Source organism: Vibrio sinaloensis (assembly GCF_023195835.1).
In the GTDB taxonomy this organism is placed as follows: Bacteria; Pseudomonadota; Gammaproteobacteria; order Enterobacterales; family Vibrionaceae; genus Vibrio; species Vibrio sinaloensis_C.
Genome location: NZ_CP096199.1, coordinates 883,071 through 899,580, shown reverse-complemented (window position 1 = coordinate 899,580; position 16,510 = coordinate 883,071). Strand labels below are relative to the sequence as shown.

The 16,510-nt window shown below is 47.0% G+C and carries 13 protein-coding genes and 1 tRNA gene; 5 read left to right on the top strand and 9 right to left on the bottom strand.

Features of this window, described 5'->3' with window-relative positions; genetic code table 11:
* Positions 1-38: 38 nt before the first annotated feature.
* The 4 genes from MTO69_RS04340 to MTO69_RS04325 form a co-directional block, all read right to left on the bottom strand.
* The gene (locus MTO69_RS04340) at positions 39-1,286 is read right to left on the bottom strand and encodes an ABC transporter substrate-binding protein (RefSeq protein ID WP_248331440.1); all 1,248 of its coding nucleotides are present in this window, start codon (positions 1,284-1,286) and stop codon (positions 39-41) included.
* A gap of 143 nt (positions 1,287-1,429) precedes the next feature.
* A complete protein-coding gene (locus MTO69_RS04335; RefSeq protein ID WP_248331438.1) occupies positions 1,430-2,890 on the bottom strand; it encodes an ATP-binding protein in 1,461 nt (486 codons plus the stop codon).
* Positions 2,883-3,605 carry a response regulator gene (locus MTO69_RS04330; RefSeq protein ID WP_248331436.1) on the bottom strand — a complete coding sequence of 241 codons (723 nt, stop codon included), beginning with the start codon at positions 3,603-3,605 and terminating at the stop codon, positions 2,883-2,885. Before MTO69_RS04330 ends, MTO69_RS04335 begins: the two co-directional genes overlap by 8 nt.
* A 133-nt stretch (positions 3,606-3,738) precedes the next feature.
* Positions 3,739-5,199 carry a protein adenylyltransferase SelO gene (locus tag MTO69_RS04325; RefSeq protein WP_248331434.1) on the bottom strand — a complete coding sequence of 487 codons (1,461 nt, stop codon included), beginning with the start codon at positions 5,197-5,199 and terminating at the stop codon, positions 3,739-3,741.
* Positions 5,200-5,663: 464 nt separating this feature from the next.
* On the opposite strand from MTO69_RS04325, the gene MTO69_RS04320 reads away from it, so the two are divergent.
* Complete coding sequence (locus tag MTO69_RS04320; RefSeq protein ID WP_248331432.1) at positions 5,664-7,661, top strand: methyl-accepting chemotaxis protein; 1,998 nt, start codon at positions 5,664-5,666, stop codon at positions 7,659-7,661.
* Between the two features lie 43 nt (positions 7,662-7,704).
* Here MTO69_RS04320 and MTO69_RS04315 read toward each other — a convergent pair whose 3' ends face one another.
* Positions 7,705-8,316 carry a DUF2913 family protein gene (locus MTO69_RS04315; protein ID WP_248331430.1) on the bottom strand — a complete coding sequence of 204 codons (612 nt, stop codon included), beginning with the start codon at positions 8,314-8,316 and terminating at the stop codon, positions 7,705-7,707.
* Between the two features lie 186 nt (positions 8,317-8,502).
* Positions 8,503-8,579 (bottom strand) — tRNA-Arg (locus MTO69_RS04310).
* Positions 8,580-8,781: 202 nt separating this feature from the next.
* Here MTO69_RS04310 and folD point away from each other — a divergent pair.
* Positions 8,782-9,648: a bifunctional methylenetetrahydrofolate dehydrogenase/methenyltetrahydrofolate cyclohydrolase FolD gene (folD, locus tag MTO69_RS04305; protein WP_248331428.1), complete on the top strand. Its 867-nt coding sequence runs from the start codon at positions 8,782-8,784 to the stop codon at positions 9,646-9,648.
* Positions 9,649-9,723: 75 nt separating this feature from the next.
* Here the strand turns inward: folD and MTO69_RS04300 are convergent, their stop codons facing one another.
* Both MTO69_RS04300 and MTO69_RS04295 read right to left on the bottom strand, forming a co-directional pair.
* Positions 9,724-10,695 (bottom strand): lytic murein transglycosylase, encoded by a 972-nt coding sequence (locus tag MTO69_RS04300; protein ID WP_248331427.1) that lies wholly within the window; start codon positions 10,693-10,695, stop codon positions 9,724-9,726.
* Between the two features lie 45 nt (positions 10,696-10,740).
* Positions 10,741-11,028 carry a YcgL domain-containing protein gene (locus MTO69_RS04295; RefSeq protein ID WP_248331425.1) on the bottom strand — a complete coding sequence of 96 codons (288 nt, stop codon included), beginning with the start codon at positions 11,026-11,028 and terminating at the stop codon, positions 10,741-10,743.
* Between the two features lie 161 nt (positions 11,029-11,189).
* Here MTO69_RS04295 and minC point away from each other — a divergent pair, with 161 nt between their 5' ends.
* Genes minC through minE form a run of 3 tightly spaced genes read left to right on the top strand, consistent with a single transcriptional unit; the run spans position 11,190 to position 12,955 of the window.
* Positions 11,190-11,852 (top strand): septum site-determining protein MinC, encoded by a 663-nt coding sequence (minC, locus tag MTO69_RS04290; protein WP_248331423.1) that lies wholly within the window; start codon positions 11,190-11,192, stop codon positions 11,850-11,852.
* A gap of 20 nt (positions 11,853-11,872) precedes the next feature.
* Entirely contained in the window at positions 11,873-12,685 is an 813-nt protein-coding gene (gene minD / locus MTO69_RS04285) for a septum site-determining protein MinD (protein WP_248331421.1), read from the top strand.
* Positions 12,686-12,691: 6 nt separating this feature from the next.
* Positions 12,692-12,955, top strand: coding sequence for a cell division topological specificity factor MinE (minE, locus tag MTO69_RS04280; protein WP_248331419.1), 264 nt, complete (start codon positions 12,692-12,694; stop codon positions 12,953-12,955).
* A 312-nt stretch (positions 12,956-13,267) separates the two neighbouring features.
* On the opposite strand, the gene adhE is transcribed toward minE, so the two are convergent.
* Positions 13,268-15,970 carry a bifunctional acetaldehyde-CoA/alcohol dehydrogenase gene (gene adhE, locus MTO69_RS04275; RefSeq protein WP_248331417.1) on the bottom strand — a complete coding sequence of 901 codons (2,703 nt, stop codon included), beginning with the start codon at positions 15,968-15,970 and terminating at the stop codon, positions 13,268-13,270.
* Between the last annotated feature and the right edge of the window lie 540 nt (positions 15,971-16,510).

The following is a 16,510-nucleotide window of genomic DNA, read 5'->3' as shown; positions in this document are numbered from 1 at the left end:
GCCTGTACGCCCTTTGGGGTGTGACTATTGATAGCCGATTAGATGGCTGCTTTTACCGCTTTAGCCAGCTTCTCTGCTGCCTGTTTTGGATCCGCATTGCTGTCATTGAAGAAGTTGGTCACAACATCATAGATAGCGCCTTGCGCGTAACTGGTGGTCGACAAACCGTGCGCCATACTTGGCACAAGGTCGCCAGACGCGGCACTCGCTTTGAAGGTCGCCATTGAGTCTAGTGCACACTGGTCGAACTTCGCCATGTCCATATCTAAACGTACTGGAATTGAACCTTTGTTGAGGTTAAACACTTCTTGGAAGTCTTTGGTCAAGATAGTGCGGGCTAGATCTTGCTGCGCTTTTTGATTCTCGGCATTGCTTAGCTCAAAGAACGCAAAGCTATCGATGTTAAAGGTGAACTGGCCGTCCGTACCTGGTGCTGGTGCACAGATATAGTCTTTACCTGGCACTTTGCCTGCCGCGGTAAACTCACCTTTCGCCCAGTCACCCATGATCTGCATTGCTGCTTCACCATTGATTACCATAGAGGTGGCCACGTTCCAGTCACGACCTGGGGAGTTAGCGTCAATGTAGTCATGCATTTTCTTGAACTTGGTGAACACTTCGACCATTTTGTCGCCAGCCAGCACATCCATATCTAGGTCAACGAAGGCTTTGTTGTAGTCTTCACTGCCCAGTACATCCAGTGCAACCGCTTCAAAAACGGTCGCGTCTTGCCAAGGTTGACCGCCATGCGCAAGAGGAATGAAACCAGCCGCTTTGATTTTCTCTGCTGCAGCAAAGAACTCATCTAGCGTGGTTGGTAATGCGACACCTGCTTTGTTGAGCACTTCTGGGTTAGCCCATAACCAGTTAACACGGTGAACGTTGACTGGCACCGCCACGTACTCGCCATCAAACTTCATCACCTTGGTGACAACAGAAGGTAGGATATCGTCCCACTTCTCTTGGGTTGCCGTGCCATCCAGTGAAGTTAGAAAGCCTAGACCACCCCACTCTTGAATGTCGTGGCCTTTGATTTGCGCCGCAGATGGTGGGTTACCAGACACAGCACGGGTTTTAAGTACCGTCATCGCAGACTCACCGCCACCACCAGCAACCGCGAAGTCTTTCCAAGTGTGGTTGCGCGCTTCAAGCATTTCTTTCAGTACGGCAGCAGATTTTGCTTCACCGCCTGAAGTCCAATAGTGAAGTACTTCAACTTCCCCGGCATTGGCAAAGTGAGCAGCAGACAAAAGAGAGAGGGTAAGTAGGGTTTTATTTAGTTTCATTATTATCTTCCATGTATTGGATTAGACAGTTAGGCCGACTACGTTCTGGCCCTAAAGGTTCGTGCTTGAACTATGCTGAGTCTATCCAACTGGAAAATTTTGATTGAAACAAACCGTAAACACAATGTAACAACAATGTTACATTACACTTCAAGTGTAGGCGGAACAAAGACTTGCGCGCGAAGCCCCTTAGTTGGCAAGTTATCAATAATGAGATCTCCGCCAAGTCCATGTAAGATATTTCGGCAAATCCCTAAGCCCAGACCGTGCCCTTTATCGTCATCAGCCAAACGGTAGTAGGGCTCAAATACCGCTTCAAGCTTGTCTTCAGGAATGCCCGGACCGCTATCACAGATGGTGATCATCAGCCACTCTTCACTCACATTGACCGTTATGTCTGCACGCTGGCCATACTTGACCGCGTTATCCACTAAGTTGCCAATCACTCGCCTCATCGCCAACGGCTTAGCCACTATCGGTTCAAGTGACTGAGCAGTATAGGTCACCAAAGTGTGTTGCTGATTGTAAGGTTCAATCGCACTCAAAATCATCTCATTGAGATCGATGTAGGCATTGTTTTCATGCAGATCGGTATCACGTACACATTGCAGCGCCCCTTTGACCATCATCTCTAGTTCATCAAGATCGCGGTTAAACTTCTCGCGTTTGATGTCGCTTTCAAGTAGCTCTGCACGCAGGCGTAAGCGCGTGATCGGGGTCTTTAAATCGTGGGATATCGACGAAAACAGATGCTCACGGTCGGCAACATAGCGACGAATACGTTGTTGCATGCGGTTGAACGCCCGTGTTGCTGTGATCAGCTCACTCGCACCCTCTTCTTGAATCGGCGCCTGATCAATATCCATACTCATCTCGTTGGCGGCCTTAGCAAGCCGTTTCAGTGGCTTAACTTGGCGACGCACTAAAAGATAGGTGAGGAACAGTAAGATCGTAGTCGAAAAAATCAAAAACAGAACCTGCTCTCGACCGATCAGCGTATCGTCCAATGTGACATAAGGTGCGGGTAGCAAAGCAGCAATATACAGCCACTCGTCGCTCGCGAGTTCGATTTGCACCACCAGAATAGGGGGATCGATAGGTTTGAGCGTCAAGGTATGATGCGCCCACGAACGGGGTAAATCACTTAAGTAAATATCATTTTTAAGTAGGCGCAGATTCTCCGGCAGTGAAAAATCCACATCAATGGTTTGTGCTTTGGGAATTTTTTTAGCCAGCACGCTTTGTATGGCTTCGACCGACGCCAACTTAAGTGGCGTTGCTTTGATCGAGTCGACCAGCAACTTCTCTTTGTTAAAGGAGACAAAAAAGCGGGTTCCGCCCATGTTGCGGATCTGGTCGAGCACGATATGTCGATAATTGACTGGCAGAGACTGGAAAAAGTTAATCGTCGAAGCGAACATATTAGCCATACTCTGCGACGCATCCCGAATACCCGCCAGTTCCTTGTGCTTTGACTCGGTGTACCAGATAGAGGTCGCGACCCCTTGAGCGAGAATAACCGCCAACAAGGTGAGGCCAAGAGTGCGACTCACCAATGAGTTAAATTTGAAGGTGCGAACGACTCGCCACCAGCGTTTACTCATAGGTCACCGGCACCGATAGTACATACCCATTGCCGCGCATGGTCTTGATATAGTGAGGGTACTTAGCACTGTCACCAAGCCGTTGCCGTAGTCGGCTCAACTGAACATCAATGCCGCGCTCAAACGGCAATGCCTCTCGCCCGCGAGTGGCAAAAGAGATGGTGTCGCGATCCAGTATTTCATTGGGCCGTTGGAGAAAGAGCATCAGCAGGGCAAAGTCACTGCCCGATAAGTCATGTGATTGCTCACTATCCAGGTGGGTAATACGGTGAGCCAATGTATCCAACCGCCAATCTCCAAACACAATCGATTTGGCACTGTCACTGGCTAAAGGCTCCTCCGCACCGCTGTTCACACGTCTGAGTACGGCTTTAATCCTTGCATTCAAATGACGAGGGTTAAATGGCTTGGCGATGTAGTCATCTGCACCGATTTCTAAGCCGATAATTTGGTCGGTATCATCCGACACCGCGGTTAACATAATGATTGGCACAGAAGAGCTGCGGCGCACAAACTGACACAGTGCAAAACCGTCGTCACCCGGTAACATCACATCCAATAGAATCAAATCTGGGTATCCGTGCTTATCGAGGTACTGCTTCATCGCAACCCCATCATTGACGGCTGAGACGCTATAGCCTTGTTTTGTCAGATATTCTTCCAACAACTCACAAATTTCTTGATCATCATCGACTACCAGAATTTTCGCTGACATATCTCCATCCATTTCAGCAAGTAAATCTTATCACCTGCGAGTGTAATCCCTTAAAAAACCGATTCTTATTGAATAATTACCAGAATTTGAACCCCTTGCGGATTCAGCTCACATCTTATTAACAAAAGTCGCACTAAGAAGAGCAACTGATCTCCATCTTTTTGCCCCACTGCGGCGGCAAGTTGGCATACGCCTCCATCTCCGGTTGTTCATCAAACGGCTTAGATAACAGCATAGCCAACCGTTCGACTTCACTAAAGTCGCCCTGCTCGGCTTTATCAATCGCAAGTTGAGCAAGATAGTTGCGCAATATGTACTTAGGATTCACTAGACGCATCTGGGCGCAGCGCTGCTCAATGGTCACAGGTTGTCCGTATTGATCGACTTCTCGTTCGCAGCGCGCCAAATACAGCGTTAACCACTGGCGCGCAGGTTCACGATCTACAAACAGATCCAGCACCGCCGGCAGACCTTTATTGTCGAGCGAAGAAAGCTCACGTAGGAACCGGGTATAGTCAACACCCTGCTGATTAAGCAATTCAAACATTGAGGCGAACAGTTGTGTGTCATTGGGTTGCTGGCTGATAAGCCCCAACTTAGCCCTCATTAATTGGCTAAAACGTTGCCCTAGTCGAGTTTCAAACTGGGCTAATGACTGTTCCAAATCTTCCCGTTCGATCAGCGGCGATAGACTGTGCGCCAAAGCCGAGAGATTCCACAATGCGATACGAGGCTGCTGGTCAAATGCGTAACGACCTTGATAATCCGAATGATTGCAGATGTAGCTCGGCTCATAATCATCCATGAAACCAAACGGGCCATAGTCAAAAGTCTCACCCAAAATCGACATATTGTCGGTATTCATTACCCCATGAGCAAAACCATACGCCTGCCAATAAGCGATCATCTCAGCGGTGCGCGCCACAATTTCAGCAAACATAGCCGCATAAGGCTGCGCTTGTTGTGCGCAGTATGGCAAATACCACTCAATCACCTTGTCGGCCAAAAGTTGCAACGATTCCATCTGATTGGTGTAGAAGAAGTGTTCAAAGTGGCCAAAACGAATATGAGTGCGTGCCACACGAAGCAGCAGCGCGCCTTGCTCTTGCTTTTCTCGATAGACAGGCGTGTCACTCACCAACATTCCCAAAGCGCGAGTGGTTGGAATACCCAGTGCCGCCATCGCTTCACTGCATAAGTACTCGCGGATGGTCGAACGCAGCACCGCACGCCCATCACCCATTCGCGAATAAGGGGTCAGACCCGCCCCCTTCAAATGCAGATCAAAATAGTCACCGTGAGCGTCGCGCATCTCGCCAAGCAACAGACCACGGCCATCGCCGAGTTCAGGGTTATAAACACCAAACTGATGACCAGCATATTTCATCGCCACAGGGGAAGGACCGTCAAACAACGACTCGCCACTTAACTGCTGCTTTAACACCCCTTGCGGCGCTTCAGAAGGCAAATCAAAACGCTGTGCCAACGCAGAGTTCCAAGCGACCCAGCGAGTGTACGTCAAAGGCTGTGGAATGACAGACGAGTAAAATTGATGAGGAAGTTGAGCAAATCGATAACTGAGAGAAAAGGCCATACAAGGATACAAACCATTAACCAAGTGAATACATTGACGCTAGCACACTCAATGAGTGTGCGCTAGCTATTGGCCGGTTAAAACTGCAATCTAATGTAAGTATTTACTCTCACAGAAACCATTATATTATAAAGGTTTTTGTAACTACAAAATCGCAAAGATGGTAATAATTGTCAGCAATGAAAACAGGCAAGTACGGCTGATTACCCCGAAATTGGAATGTACAATCATTTCTTGATGCTGCATAGGCACTCTCCTTTTTGTTACACAGTCATTACAATATGATGAACTTTACCCCCTCTCTCAATCATTTTTTTGATGAATTTTTTATGACAAAACCGCCACTTGACCACACAACTTTCATGGAAAAAGACTCTTTATAAACACTGTTTCACATCAAAATGGGTTGCGCTCGTCTACAATTGGAGCAATAAAAACAACAACCCTAGGTCAGGAGGCTCGCTATGCAGGCGGTCATGAAACGGTTTTCACTACATCACATTGTTATGGTTCTTGCCGGAGTACCACTACTACTCGCCCTCGTAATGGCAGTAGAACTATCACTGCATCAAAATAAAACTCTCTCTGATGCCAATCGTGACCAAGAGGCCATTGAGCTTACATTGCTTTACGACAATCTAGCGCACAATCTCGCTGTAGAACGCGGGCTCACGGCGGGCGTGCTCGGTAGCAAGGGCGCAGCCGAACAAGTAGCAAAACTACAGCAACAACGTCTTCAAGCAGACCAACACATTGCGGCATTTAAGCAGTTTGCCCCCACCTATTTAGACAGCGCACTCACCAACCAACTGAAGCAAAGCGTGATCAAAGAACTGGACCAGATCAAACAAGTACGTAGCGGAGTCGATCAATTGAAACCTCTGCGCTCTCCATTTGCTTACTATTCAAATCTTAATCAGTTGGCGATCGACAATGCCTTGTTGCTGGTGTCCGGTATTCACAACGATCAAATCACCAAACTCGGTAACTCTTTGACTGCATTGATGGTCATCAAAGAGCGTGCGGGGCAAGTTCGCGGCGCACTCAACGGGGCTTTTGCACGCAAGTCCTCGTCAACGGGTCAATACACAGCGATCGAGAATTATCTTAACTCTGGCAAGTACAGTGAACGGATCGCAACAATGACCATGCCGAACGACTACCTCAACGCACTGCAACAAGCCAAGAACAGCACGACATGGCAACAAGTAGAACAAATCCAACAGCAATATCTTGACCAGAAAAGTAGCTTAGATAACTTGCAAGGCCCTTCCGCTCTTGTCTGGTTTGCCGCCGCCACCGACCGTATTAAGTTAGTCAACGGGATTCGTAATGACTTAGTCAAAGAGATGATTACTGTCGTCACGAATGAGTCCGAACGAGCGGCGGCTCAAATGAGCTTAGTGTTAGCGACAAGCCTTTGTTTAGGCATACTTTTGTTAGTAGCACTAGTAACATCGCTAACTGGCCTCAAACATCGAGTAACGGACCTCACTCAAAAACTGGCCGATATGTCGAAAACCAACAACTTAGCTGTTGTGTTACAGGTGGAAGGTAAAAATGAGCTGTCGTACATTTCAAGCAGTGTAAATGGACTAGTCTCCAGTATAAAAAATCTACTCATAAAAGTGACTGAAACTAATGATCACAGCAATCAACGTCTGGATCAGATGGTAAAAGGTGCGGACGATCTCGGTGATAGCAGCCAAGCTACCGCCGACAAATGTACCGCCATCGCTACCGCCATGACCGAGTTATCACAATCTAGCCTTGAGATCGCTTCATCATCAGAGCGGGCGCTCGAAGAAACCGAGCAAATGACCAATAAGGTGCTCGCTTGTCAACAGCAAAGCCAAGAGTCATACGACATTGTCAAAGCGCTGGTTGATCAAATCGAACAAACTCAATCGTGTATGTTGCAGTTGGAACAAGACGCTTTGAGCGTCAGTAAGATTGTTGACACCATTAACGGTATTTCTGAGCAGACTAACCTACTGGCTCTTAACGCGGCAATTGAAGCAGCAAGAGCGGGTGAACATGGCCGCGGCTTTGCCGTGGTTTCTTCAGAGGTTCGCGATTTAGCACAGCGCAGCAAAGAGGCAACCGAGCATATTTCTCAATTACTGGCCAATATCAGTAGTAATACTCAAACCGCAGTTAGCAACATGCATAAAAGTCGCGAAGCCACTGATAGCACGTTTAATTCAGTATCAGGAGTGAACCAAAGCGTATCTCAATTGGAAGTATTGATAGAAACCGTTAATGAGCACATCAACAGCATCGCCAACTCAACCATTGAACAATCGAAAGCCAGTGAAGCAGTAGACAGAGACATTGATGTATTGACCGAAATTGCCCAGCATACTGGTGAACTGGCAGACAGCATGAACCACATTGTCACTAGCTATCGGGGCGAAGTGAGTGAGGTCAATCAACGGCTGCAGCAGTTCAAGCTAGCGTAGGCATACTCAGGGGAAAGTGGTCCCAACCACTTTCCCAACCACATTATTTACGTAAGCTCAATGAAATACGGACGAAGTCACCATCTTCAAATTGGACCTGATGATCAAACAATGAAGAGGTATAGATGGTTCTAAGGAAAGTGTGCTTCTCGCCATGTGTGCCACGAAATAACATCGAAATGTCACTAACAAGACGATTTCTGTTGTTAAAGTGCGCATTCAAATCTTGAGACAAGACGCAGAGCAAGCAACCCTTGCTATTGTGTTTTAGATCTACCGATTCCGGACTCGAGACTAACACCGTGGTGTTGAGCTCTTTCTCCAGCATGTTAACCAACAGAAGAAAACTATCGAGGTGTGGCAACTCATCCCCTGCAACGGGTGTCAGCAAGTTGGCAAGCATCCCTTCCATATCAAGACGTTGAGCTCGAGCATGACTGACCAAAGCCCGCACCTTCTTTTTGAACGGCTTGTACTTCTTAGTGTTGGCCGCCTTGTTGAGCCACGCGCTCAAAATATCATTGATATCTGAACGGGACTTACGTGACAACACTTTGCTCGAGTGATTAGTGCGCAGGTGAAGCAAAGCATGAAGAGCAAGCTCGGCCAACAAAGGCTCAAATTCAGGTTTGATTTTGGTGTGGATACTGCGCATGTTTTACAGATAGGTACTCGGTACGAACAAAGATACATAGGTATCGATAAGGGACCGATATGCTACCGAAAACCTTTGCCTATGTACAGCAAGCAGTTTTGTATTAAACATTGCCAACAATTGCGGCACCACAGAAACGACAAAGCCCAGACAATTCATTGAATTATCTGGGCTTTTAAGAATAAATGGCACGCCCTGTAGGATTCGAACCTACGACCACATCCTTAGAAGGGACGTGCTCTATCCAGCTGAGCTAAGGGCGCGCTACAGGGACAGAATTATACGAGTTCAATCTTTTAACACAAGGGCTTTTCTTAACAATCTGATCTGAATGAACAAAAAAAGGCCACCAAGTTATTAATTGCTTAAATTTACCACGAAGCAAACGTTTGCTTATAGATGTTCATCAAATAATTTGCGACAATGCGCAGCAAATAAGTCGCCATTCATTGCTTAAGGAAAGTCATGTCAGCTCAAAATATCGATGGAACTCTTATTTCTCAAACTGTGCGCTCAGAAGTAGCTGCACGCGTCAAAGCACGTAAAGAAGCTGGACTCAGAGCGCCAGGGCTTGCAGTGGTATTAGTCGGAGAAGACGCAGCATCGCAGGTGTATGTCGGCAGCAAACGTCGCGCTTGTGAAGAAGTGGGCTTTGTGTCTAAGTCATTCGATTTAGCGGCAAACACCACAGAGCAAGAGCTGCTATCTTTGATCGATGAGCTCAATGCCGATGCCGAGATCGACGGTATTTTGGTGCAACTACCCCTTCCAGCGGGCATAGATGCGACCCATGTGTTAGAGCGCATCCACCCAGAGAAAGACGTCGACGGCTTCCACCCTTACAATGTGGGTCGCCTTGCACAGCGCATTCCTAAACTGCGCTCTTGCACCCCTAAAGGCATCATTACCCTACTTGACCGCTATAATATCGAGCTGCGCGGCAAACACGCCGTAGTGGTTGGCGCCTCCAACATTGTTGGTCGCCCTATGACTTTGGAGCTGCTGCTTGCGGGCTGCACCACTACCACATGTCACCGTTTTACTAAAGATTTGGAAAGCCACGTCCGTCAAGCGGATCTGGTAGTTGTCGCGGTCGGTAAACCCAACTTTATTCCGGGCACCTGGGTCAAAGAAGGTGCGGTTGTGGTCGATGTAGGTATTAATCGTCTTGAGTCAGGTAAGTTGGTGGGTGACGTGGACTACGCCAACGCCAAAGAGCGGGCGAGCTTTATCACTCCCGTACCTGGCGGTGTTGGCCCGATGACGGTAGCAAGCTTGATTGAAAATACCATGTTGGCTTGCGAACAGTTTCACACTAAGAAAGGTAGTTAAGGGATAGTGGCCTACTACGCCAATTGTCAGTGACATAAAACAAAGGAGCTCAATTGAGCTCCTTTTCGATTTTTTCTACATATTGATTCGATCAGCCAAATGACTGACGGCTAGCGCAAAATAATAAGAGCGGTTCCACTTCATCAATACATTGTAATTGTTGTAAACCAGATAAACTCGACCATTCGCATCATCAGGTGCGATTAACCAAGCCTTGATATCCTCATCTAACTTAGGCAGAGGTCGACCGTCGTAGCGCGTAATACCCATCTTTGCCCATTGCTGTAGGTATTTGCCTTTCTCTTCGCTGCGCCCCTGGATACTGGTATCAAAACCGGCAGGCAGCTTAACTTGTCTCCCCCAAGTATAGGTATCGTTCCACCCTGATTGACTCAGGTAATTAGCGGCAGAAGCGAACACATCCGCTTCGCTTTGCCAGATATCTTTCTTACCATCTCCGTTACCATCTGCGGCGAAGGTCAGGAATGAGCTAGGCATAAACTGGCACTGCCCCATCGCGCCTGCCCAAGAGCCTTTAAAGCGTTCAAACTCGATATGACCCTCTTCCAGTATTTGCAAAGCCGCCATCGTTTCTTTGCGGAAAAACGCTTCGCGGCGCCCGTCATAAGCTAAGGTCGAAAGTGCATCAATTACCGGAAAATTGCCGGTAAACTTACCGAAGTTACTCTCAACCCCCCACAGTGCAACAATAAATCGCGGTTGTACGCCGTACTGCTCGCCAATCCGAGTCAACTCTGAGTAGTGCTCCTGGTAAAGGTCTTTGGCTTGTTTCACTTTCCAATCCGGCACGGCTCGTGGAATGTATTCATCCAATGTAAGACGTTTTTCCGGTTGGTTTTTATCTGCTTTAACGGCACGCGGCTTGTGGGTGACATCGGCAAACGCTTGATTCAACACTTGATCTGAGATGCCTCTTTCGCGCGCCTCTTGCTTTAGCCCTTCGACATATTGATCAAAGCTCAACGAGTTAGCATAAACTGAGCAAGAAAATGTCACACCTAATACGACTGACAGTAGTTTTTTCACATTGCCCTCCTTGAGCAATAGAATAAGCAATCCAAATTGAGGTTATTATTGTTCAGACTGCTGACGAGCTTGTTTTTGCTCTTTGTATTCATCTAACAAATTCTTAGGCGGAGGTGGAAGTTGTAAAAAGAAGCCGTCGTCTTTGAGTGATTGCTTCACTTTTTCTACGTCCACTTGCGCCAATTTGCGCCCATCCAATTTGACCACCATAACCATAGTTGGTTTGCCAAACATCTGCATTAATGTGTCAGGAACCTGTGAAAAATCATCCTTTTTCGGGATGTAAAGGTAGGCACCTTCTTTTTTAGAACTCTTATAGATTGCACAAAGCATGGGAAGCCTTTAGTCCGTTTATTTGGTGGAACGTTAATGTTTCGCAATTTTTGAGAGCAAAACAGTCAATTGAACGCAAGATAACTTGCTGAGCTTATAATGGGAATATAACATGACACCCCTAGTCTCAAGCAACGCCCTTAAGAGGTTGTAAGTAAAAGATGTCACACACTCCAGACCTAAAAGGCAGTAGCTTTACTTTGTCAGTTTTGCACCTTTCTGACAATGATGTCGATAAAACTATCCATTTTCTACAACAAAAGGTAGAACAGGCACCGGCGTTTTTTGCTCAAGCACCCGTTGTTATCAATATTGAACAAGTAGCCGGGGATATCGACTTTACGAGACTCAAACAAGGAATATCTCAGGCAGGGATGATCCCTGTTGGGGTAACAGGCTGCAAAGATAAGCGAACCCAAAACCTTGCCTCTCAAGCCAAATTTGCGGTGATGTCAGCCAGCAAATCCCCTAGCCAAGCGCCAGCCACCATGGCGCCTACCAAAGTTATCCGCACTCCCGTTCGCTCTGGCCAACAAATCTACGCCAAAGATTGCGATCTGGTGGTGCTCAATCACGTCAGCGAAGGTGCTGAAGTGATCGCTGATGGTTCTATCCACATTCATGGCACACTTCGTGGCCGCGCGATTGCCGGTGCGAGTGGCAACCAATCGGCGGTCATCATTTGCAACAAACTCAATGCAGAACTGATGTCAATTGCTGGCCACTATTGGCTAACCGAGCAATTCCCCGAACAGTTCTGGCAACAAAAGATAATGTTCAGTTTGGACAACGACTCGCTCAAGTTTGAGTTGTTAACGATTTAGAAAAGAATAAGGAACAGATAATGGCACGCGTTATTGTTGTCACCTCAGGTAAAGGCGGCGTGGGTAAAACCACCTCTAGTGCCGCAATCGCTTCTGGTCTCGCGGTGAAAGGAAAAAAAACCGCCGTCATCGACTTTGATATCGGCTTACGTAACCTCGACCTGATTATGGGTTGTGAACGTCGAGTGGTTTACGATTTTGTTAATGTCATTAATGGTGAAGCGACGTTGAACCAAGCGATGATCAAAGATAAGCGCACTGACAACCTCTTCATTCTGCCCGCCTCGCAAACTCGTGATAAAGACGCATTAACCAAAGAAGGTGTGCGCCGCGTTCTCGATGAACTGGATGGAATGGGATTCGACTTTGTTATTTGTGACTCTCCGGCAGGGATCGAGCAAGGCGCGCTAATGGCGCTATACTTTGCAGATGAAGCGATTGTGACCACCAACCCAGAAGTCTCTTCTGTACGCGACTCAGACCGCATCTTAGGTATACTCGATTCAAAATCTCGCCGCGCAGAAGAAGGGCTAGATCCAGTGAAGCAACACCTGCTACTCACGCGCTACAATCCAGCGCGAGTCAACCAGGGCGAAATGCTTAGCGTAGAAGACGTAGAAGAGATCTTACACATCGATTTGTTGGGCGTGATTCCAGAGAGCCAAGCCGTACTCAATGCCTCGAACAAAGGCGTACCGGTGATTTTTGACGAGCAATCAGATGCGGGTATGGCGTACAACGACGCCGTCGAACGTCTGTTAGGTCAACAAGTGGACTTTCGCTTCCTGACAGAGCAGAAGAAAGGCATTTTCAAACGACTATTCGGAGGCTAACACGGCATGTCACTACTTGAGTTTTTCCGCCCACAAAAGAAGACCTCGGCCAACTTAGCGAAGGAGCGTTTGCAGATCATTGTCGCTGAGCGCCGCAGTCAAAGTGACCCTGCTCCCTCCTACCTACCTCAACTGAAAGAAGATATTCTGAAAGTGATCGGTAAATACGTCGCGGTTGACCCCTCAATGGTCGACCTATCGTTTGAACACAAAGATGACGATATCTCGGTTCTTGAGCTGAACGTTAAGTTACCTGACGACGAGAAGTAGCGAGAAGCGAGAAGCGAGAAGCGAGAAGCGAGAAGCGAGAAGCGAGAAGCGAGAAAACCCTGGAAGGTTGACGTTAAGGCGTCAACCTTTTTTCTGTCTTTTGAACGTAAGTTCCCAGCAAAAAGCTCTGGTTCAGATATCTGCCCAGTCACGATAACGCGCACCTCCCGAAGGACGAAGTCCGAACTCGATACTCGGAACGAAGTGCTCTCGTATCTCAAAAAAAAGCCCCAGTCTTGCGACTGGGGCTTGTTCTTTTTCCCGATTTCTAGGTTTCGTGCTAGCGAAAACCTATCTCAAACGAAGTCTTACTTATGCTTCAGCTTTCGCTTTCTTCGCTTTTGGTTCAGCTTTTGCTGCTTCTTGGTCTGCTTTCTTCTTGATAACTGTTGTACCTTCGAAAGTTTCACCTTCAACAAACGCTTTACCGTAGTAAGAAGCTTTTAGAACTTCTTTTAGCTCAGTGATTAGAGGGTAACGTGGGTTCGCACCAGTACACTGGTCATCGAACGCTTCTACCGCTAGCTCATCAAGCTTAGCTAGGAAGTCAGACTCTGCAACACCTGCCGCTTGGATAGACATTGGGATGTCTAGGTTAGCTTTTAGTTCATCCAACCATGCTAGTAGACGTTCGATCTTCTGAGCAGTGCGGTCACCTTCTTGGCTTAGGCCTAGGTGGTCAGCAACTTCAGCGTAACGACGACGTGCTTGTGGGCGGTCGTATTGAGAGAACGCAGTTTGCTTAGTTGGGTTGTCGTTCGCGTTGTAACGTACCACGTTTGAGATTAGTAGTGCGTTCGCCAGACCGTGTGGTAGGTGGAACTCAGCACCAATCTTGTGCGCCATAGAGTGACAAACACCTAGGAATGCGTTCGCGAATGCTACACCAGCGATAGTGGCTGCGTTGTGTACTTTTTCACGAGCGATTGGGTCGCCTGCACCGTTCGCGTAGCTTGATGGTAGGTACTCTTTAAGCATCTTAAGTGCTTGTAGAGCTTGACCATCTGAGTATTCGTTCGCAAGAACAGATACGTAAGCTTCTAGAGCGTGAGTAACGGCATCGTAACCACCGAACGCTGTTAGAGACTTAGGCATGTTCATCACTAGGTTAGCATCAACGATAGCCATGTTTGGCGTGATTTCGTAGTCTGCTAGTGGGTACTTAGCACCAGTCTTGTCGTCAGTAACAACCGCGAATGGTGTAACTTCTGAACCCGTACCTGAAGTAGTCGTGATACATACAAGCTCAGCTTTTTGGCCCATTTTAGGGAACTTGTAGATACGTTTACGGATGTCCATAAAGCGCATTGCAAGTTCTTCGAAGTGCGTGTCTGGGTGCTCGTACATAACCCACATGATTTTCGCAGCATCCATCGGAGAACCACCACCTAGTGCGATGATAGTGTCTGGCTGGAAGCTCTTCATTGCTTCAGCACCTTTCTCTACGACAGATAGCGTTGGATCCGCTTCTACGTCGAAGAAAGTTTGAACTTCCATACCTTGAGCTTTAAGCAGGCTAACTACGTCATCCGCGTAACCGTTGTTGAATAGGAAACGGTCAGTAACTAGGAATGCGCGTTTCTTACCTTCTAGGTCGCTAAGAGCGATTGGAAGGCTACCGCGACGGAAGTAGATAGACTTAGGTAGTTTGTGCCACAACATGTTTTCAGCTCGCTTCGCTACAGTTTTCTTGTTGATTAGGTGCTTAGGACCTACGTTCTCAGAGATAGAGTTACCACCCCATGAACCACAACCTAGAGTTAGAGAAGGTGCAACGTTAAAGTTGTACAGGTCACCGATACCACCGTGAGTAGTCGGGATGTTGATTAGGATACGAGCCGTCTTCATCTTGTCACCGAAGTAACGGATGCGGTCTGCGTTAACGTCTTGGTTAGTGTATAGACCAGACGTGTGACCGATACCACCGATCTCAACCATAGTTACCGCTTGAGCCACTGCGTCTTCGAAGTTGTCAGCACGGAATAGACCTAGAGTTGGAGATAGTTTCTCGTGAGCAAATGCGTCATCGTAAGACACTTTACCTAGACCTTCACCTACAAGAACTTTAGTGTCTGCTGGAACTTTAACACCTGCCATTTCAGCGATTGCTGGCGCTGGCTGACCAACGATTTTCGCGTTTAGCGCGCCGTCGATAAGAAGTACTTTACGCACTTTCTCAGCTTCAGCTTTGCTTAGTACGTAAGCTTTGTGAGAAGCGAAACGCTCTTTCACTTCGTCGTACACTTCGTCAACAACGATTGCAGCCTGCTCAGAAGCACATACTACGCCGTTATCGAAAGTCTTAGACATTAGGATAGAAGCGACTGCACGTTTGATGTCAGCGGTTTCGTCGATAACAACAGGAACGTTACCTGCACCTACACCGATTGCTGGCTTACCAGAAGAGTAAGCAGCTTTAACCATGCCTGGACCACCAGTTGCAAGGATAAGAGCGATGTCATCGTGCTTCATTAGAGCGTTAGAAAGCTCTACAGATGGCTGGTCAATCCAACCGATGATGTCTTTTGGAGCACCTGCTGCTACTGCTGCATCTAGAACCAGTTTAGCTGCATCGTTAGTTGAGTTCTTCGCACGTGGGTGTGGCGAGAAGATGATACCGTTACGAGTCTTCAGAGAGATAAGAGATTTGAAGATTGCAGTAGAAGTAGGGTTAGTGGTTGGGACGATACCACAGATGATGCCTACAGGCTCTGCGATAGTCATAGTACCTAGGTTGTCATCCTCTTCTAGGATGCCACAGGTTTTTTCATCTTTGTATTTGTTGTAGATAAACTCAGAAGCGAAGTGGTTCTTGATTACTTTATCTTCAACAATACCCATACCAGATTCTTCAACCGCTTGTTGAGCTAGCGGGATACGAGCTTGGTTAGCTGCAAGAGACGCAGCGCGGAAGATTGCATCTACTTGCTCTTGAGAGAAAGTAGCGAACTCTTCTTGCGCTTTCTTAACGCGAGCAATCATTGCATCTAGTTCAGCCATATTAGTTACAGGCATAGGGGTTCTCCTAAAATTAACAAATATTAAAAACTTTTTATTAAGCGTATTGGTCATTGTTGGTACTGTTTGCCAGTGCTCGCTTCAACAACACTCTTAGTAAATTGCTTTCAGAGCTGAGTATAATATTTCACAGTATGAAAAAAATTGACATGGATCAGTTCTCAACCGTGATCTATCAACTTCCTCGTGGTTTACCACAATGGCACAACCTAAATCATTGAATTATTTACACAATAACGAAAACAATTACTGAACAAAAAAGAAGCAAACAAACAATATAATCAGAAATTTTCCAACAAACTGTAAAAAAGTTTCATTTTTTGACCACAAACTTACATGTAGTTCATAAACCTTGTGCTACTGAGAGTATATCTCACCACCCATTTCCTCTACTACCACAGACTTTTTTTATCGAAAATGTGCGAATGTTAACGTTTGTGTAAATCGATGCCGTGTTAGAGCGACATTGTACGTAACAAAGTATGTCATTTGTATTTACGATTTCTTTAAGTATAAGGTTTTCTCAGTAATGAAATC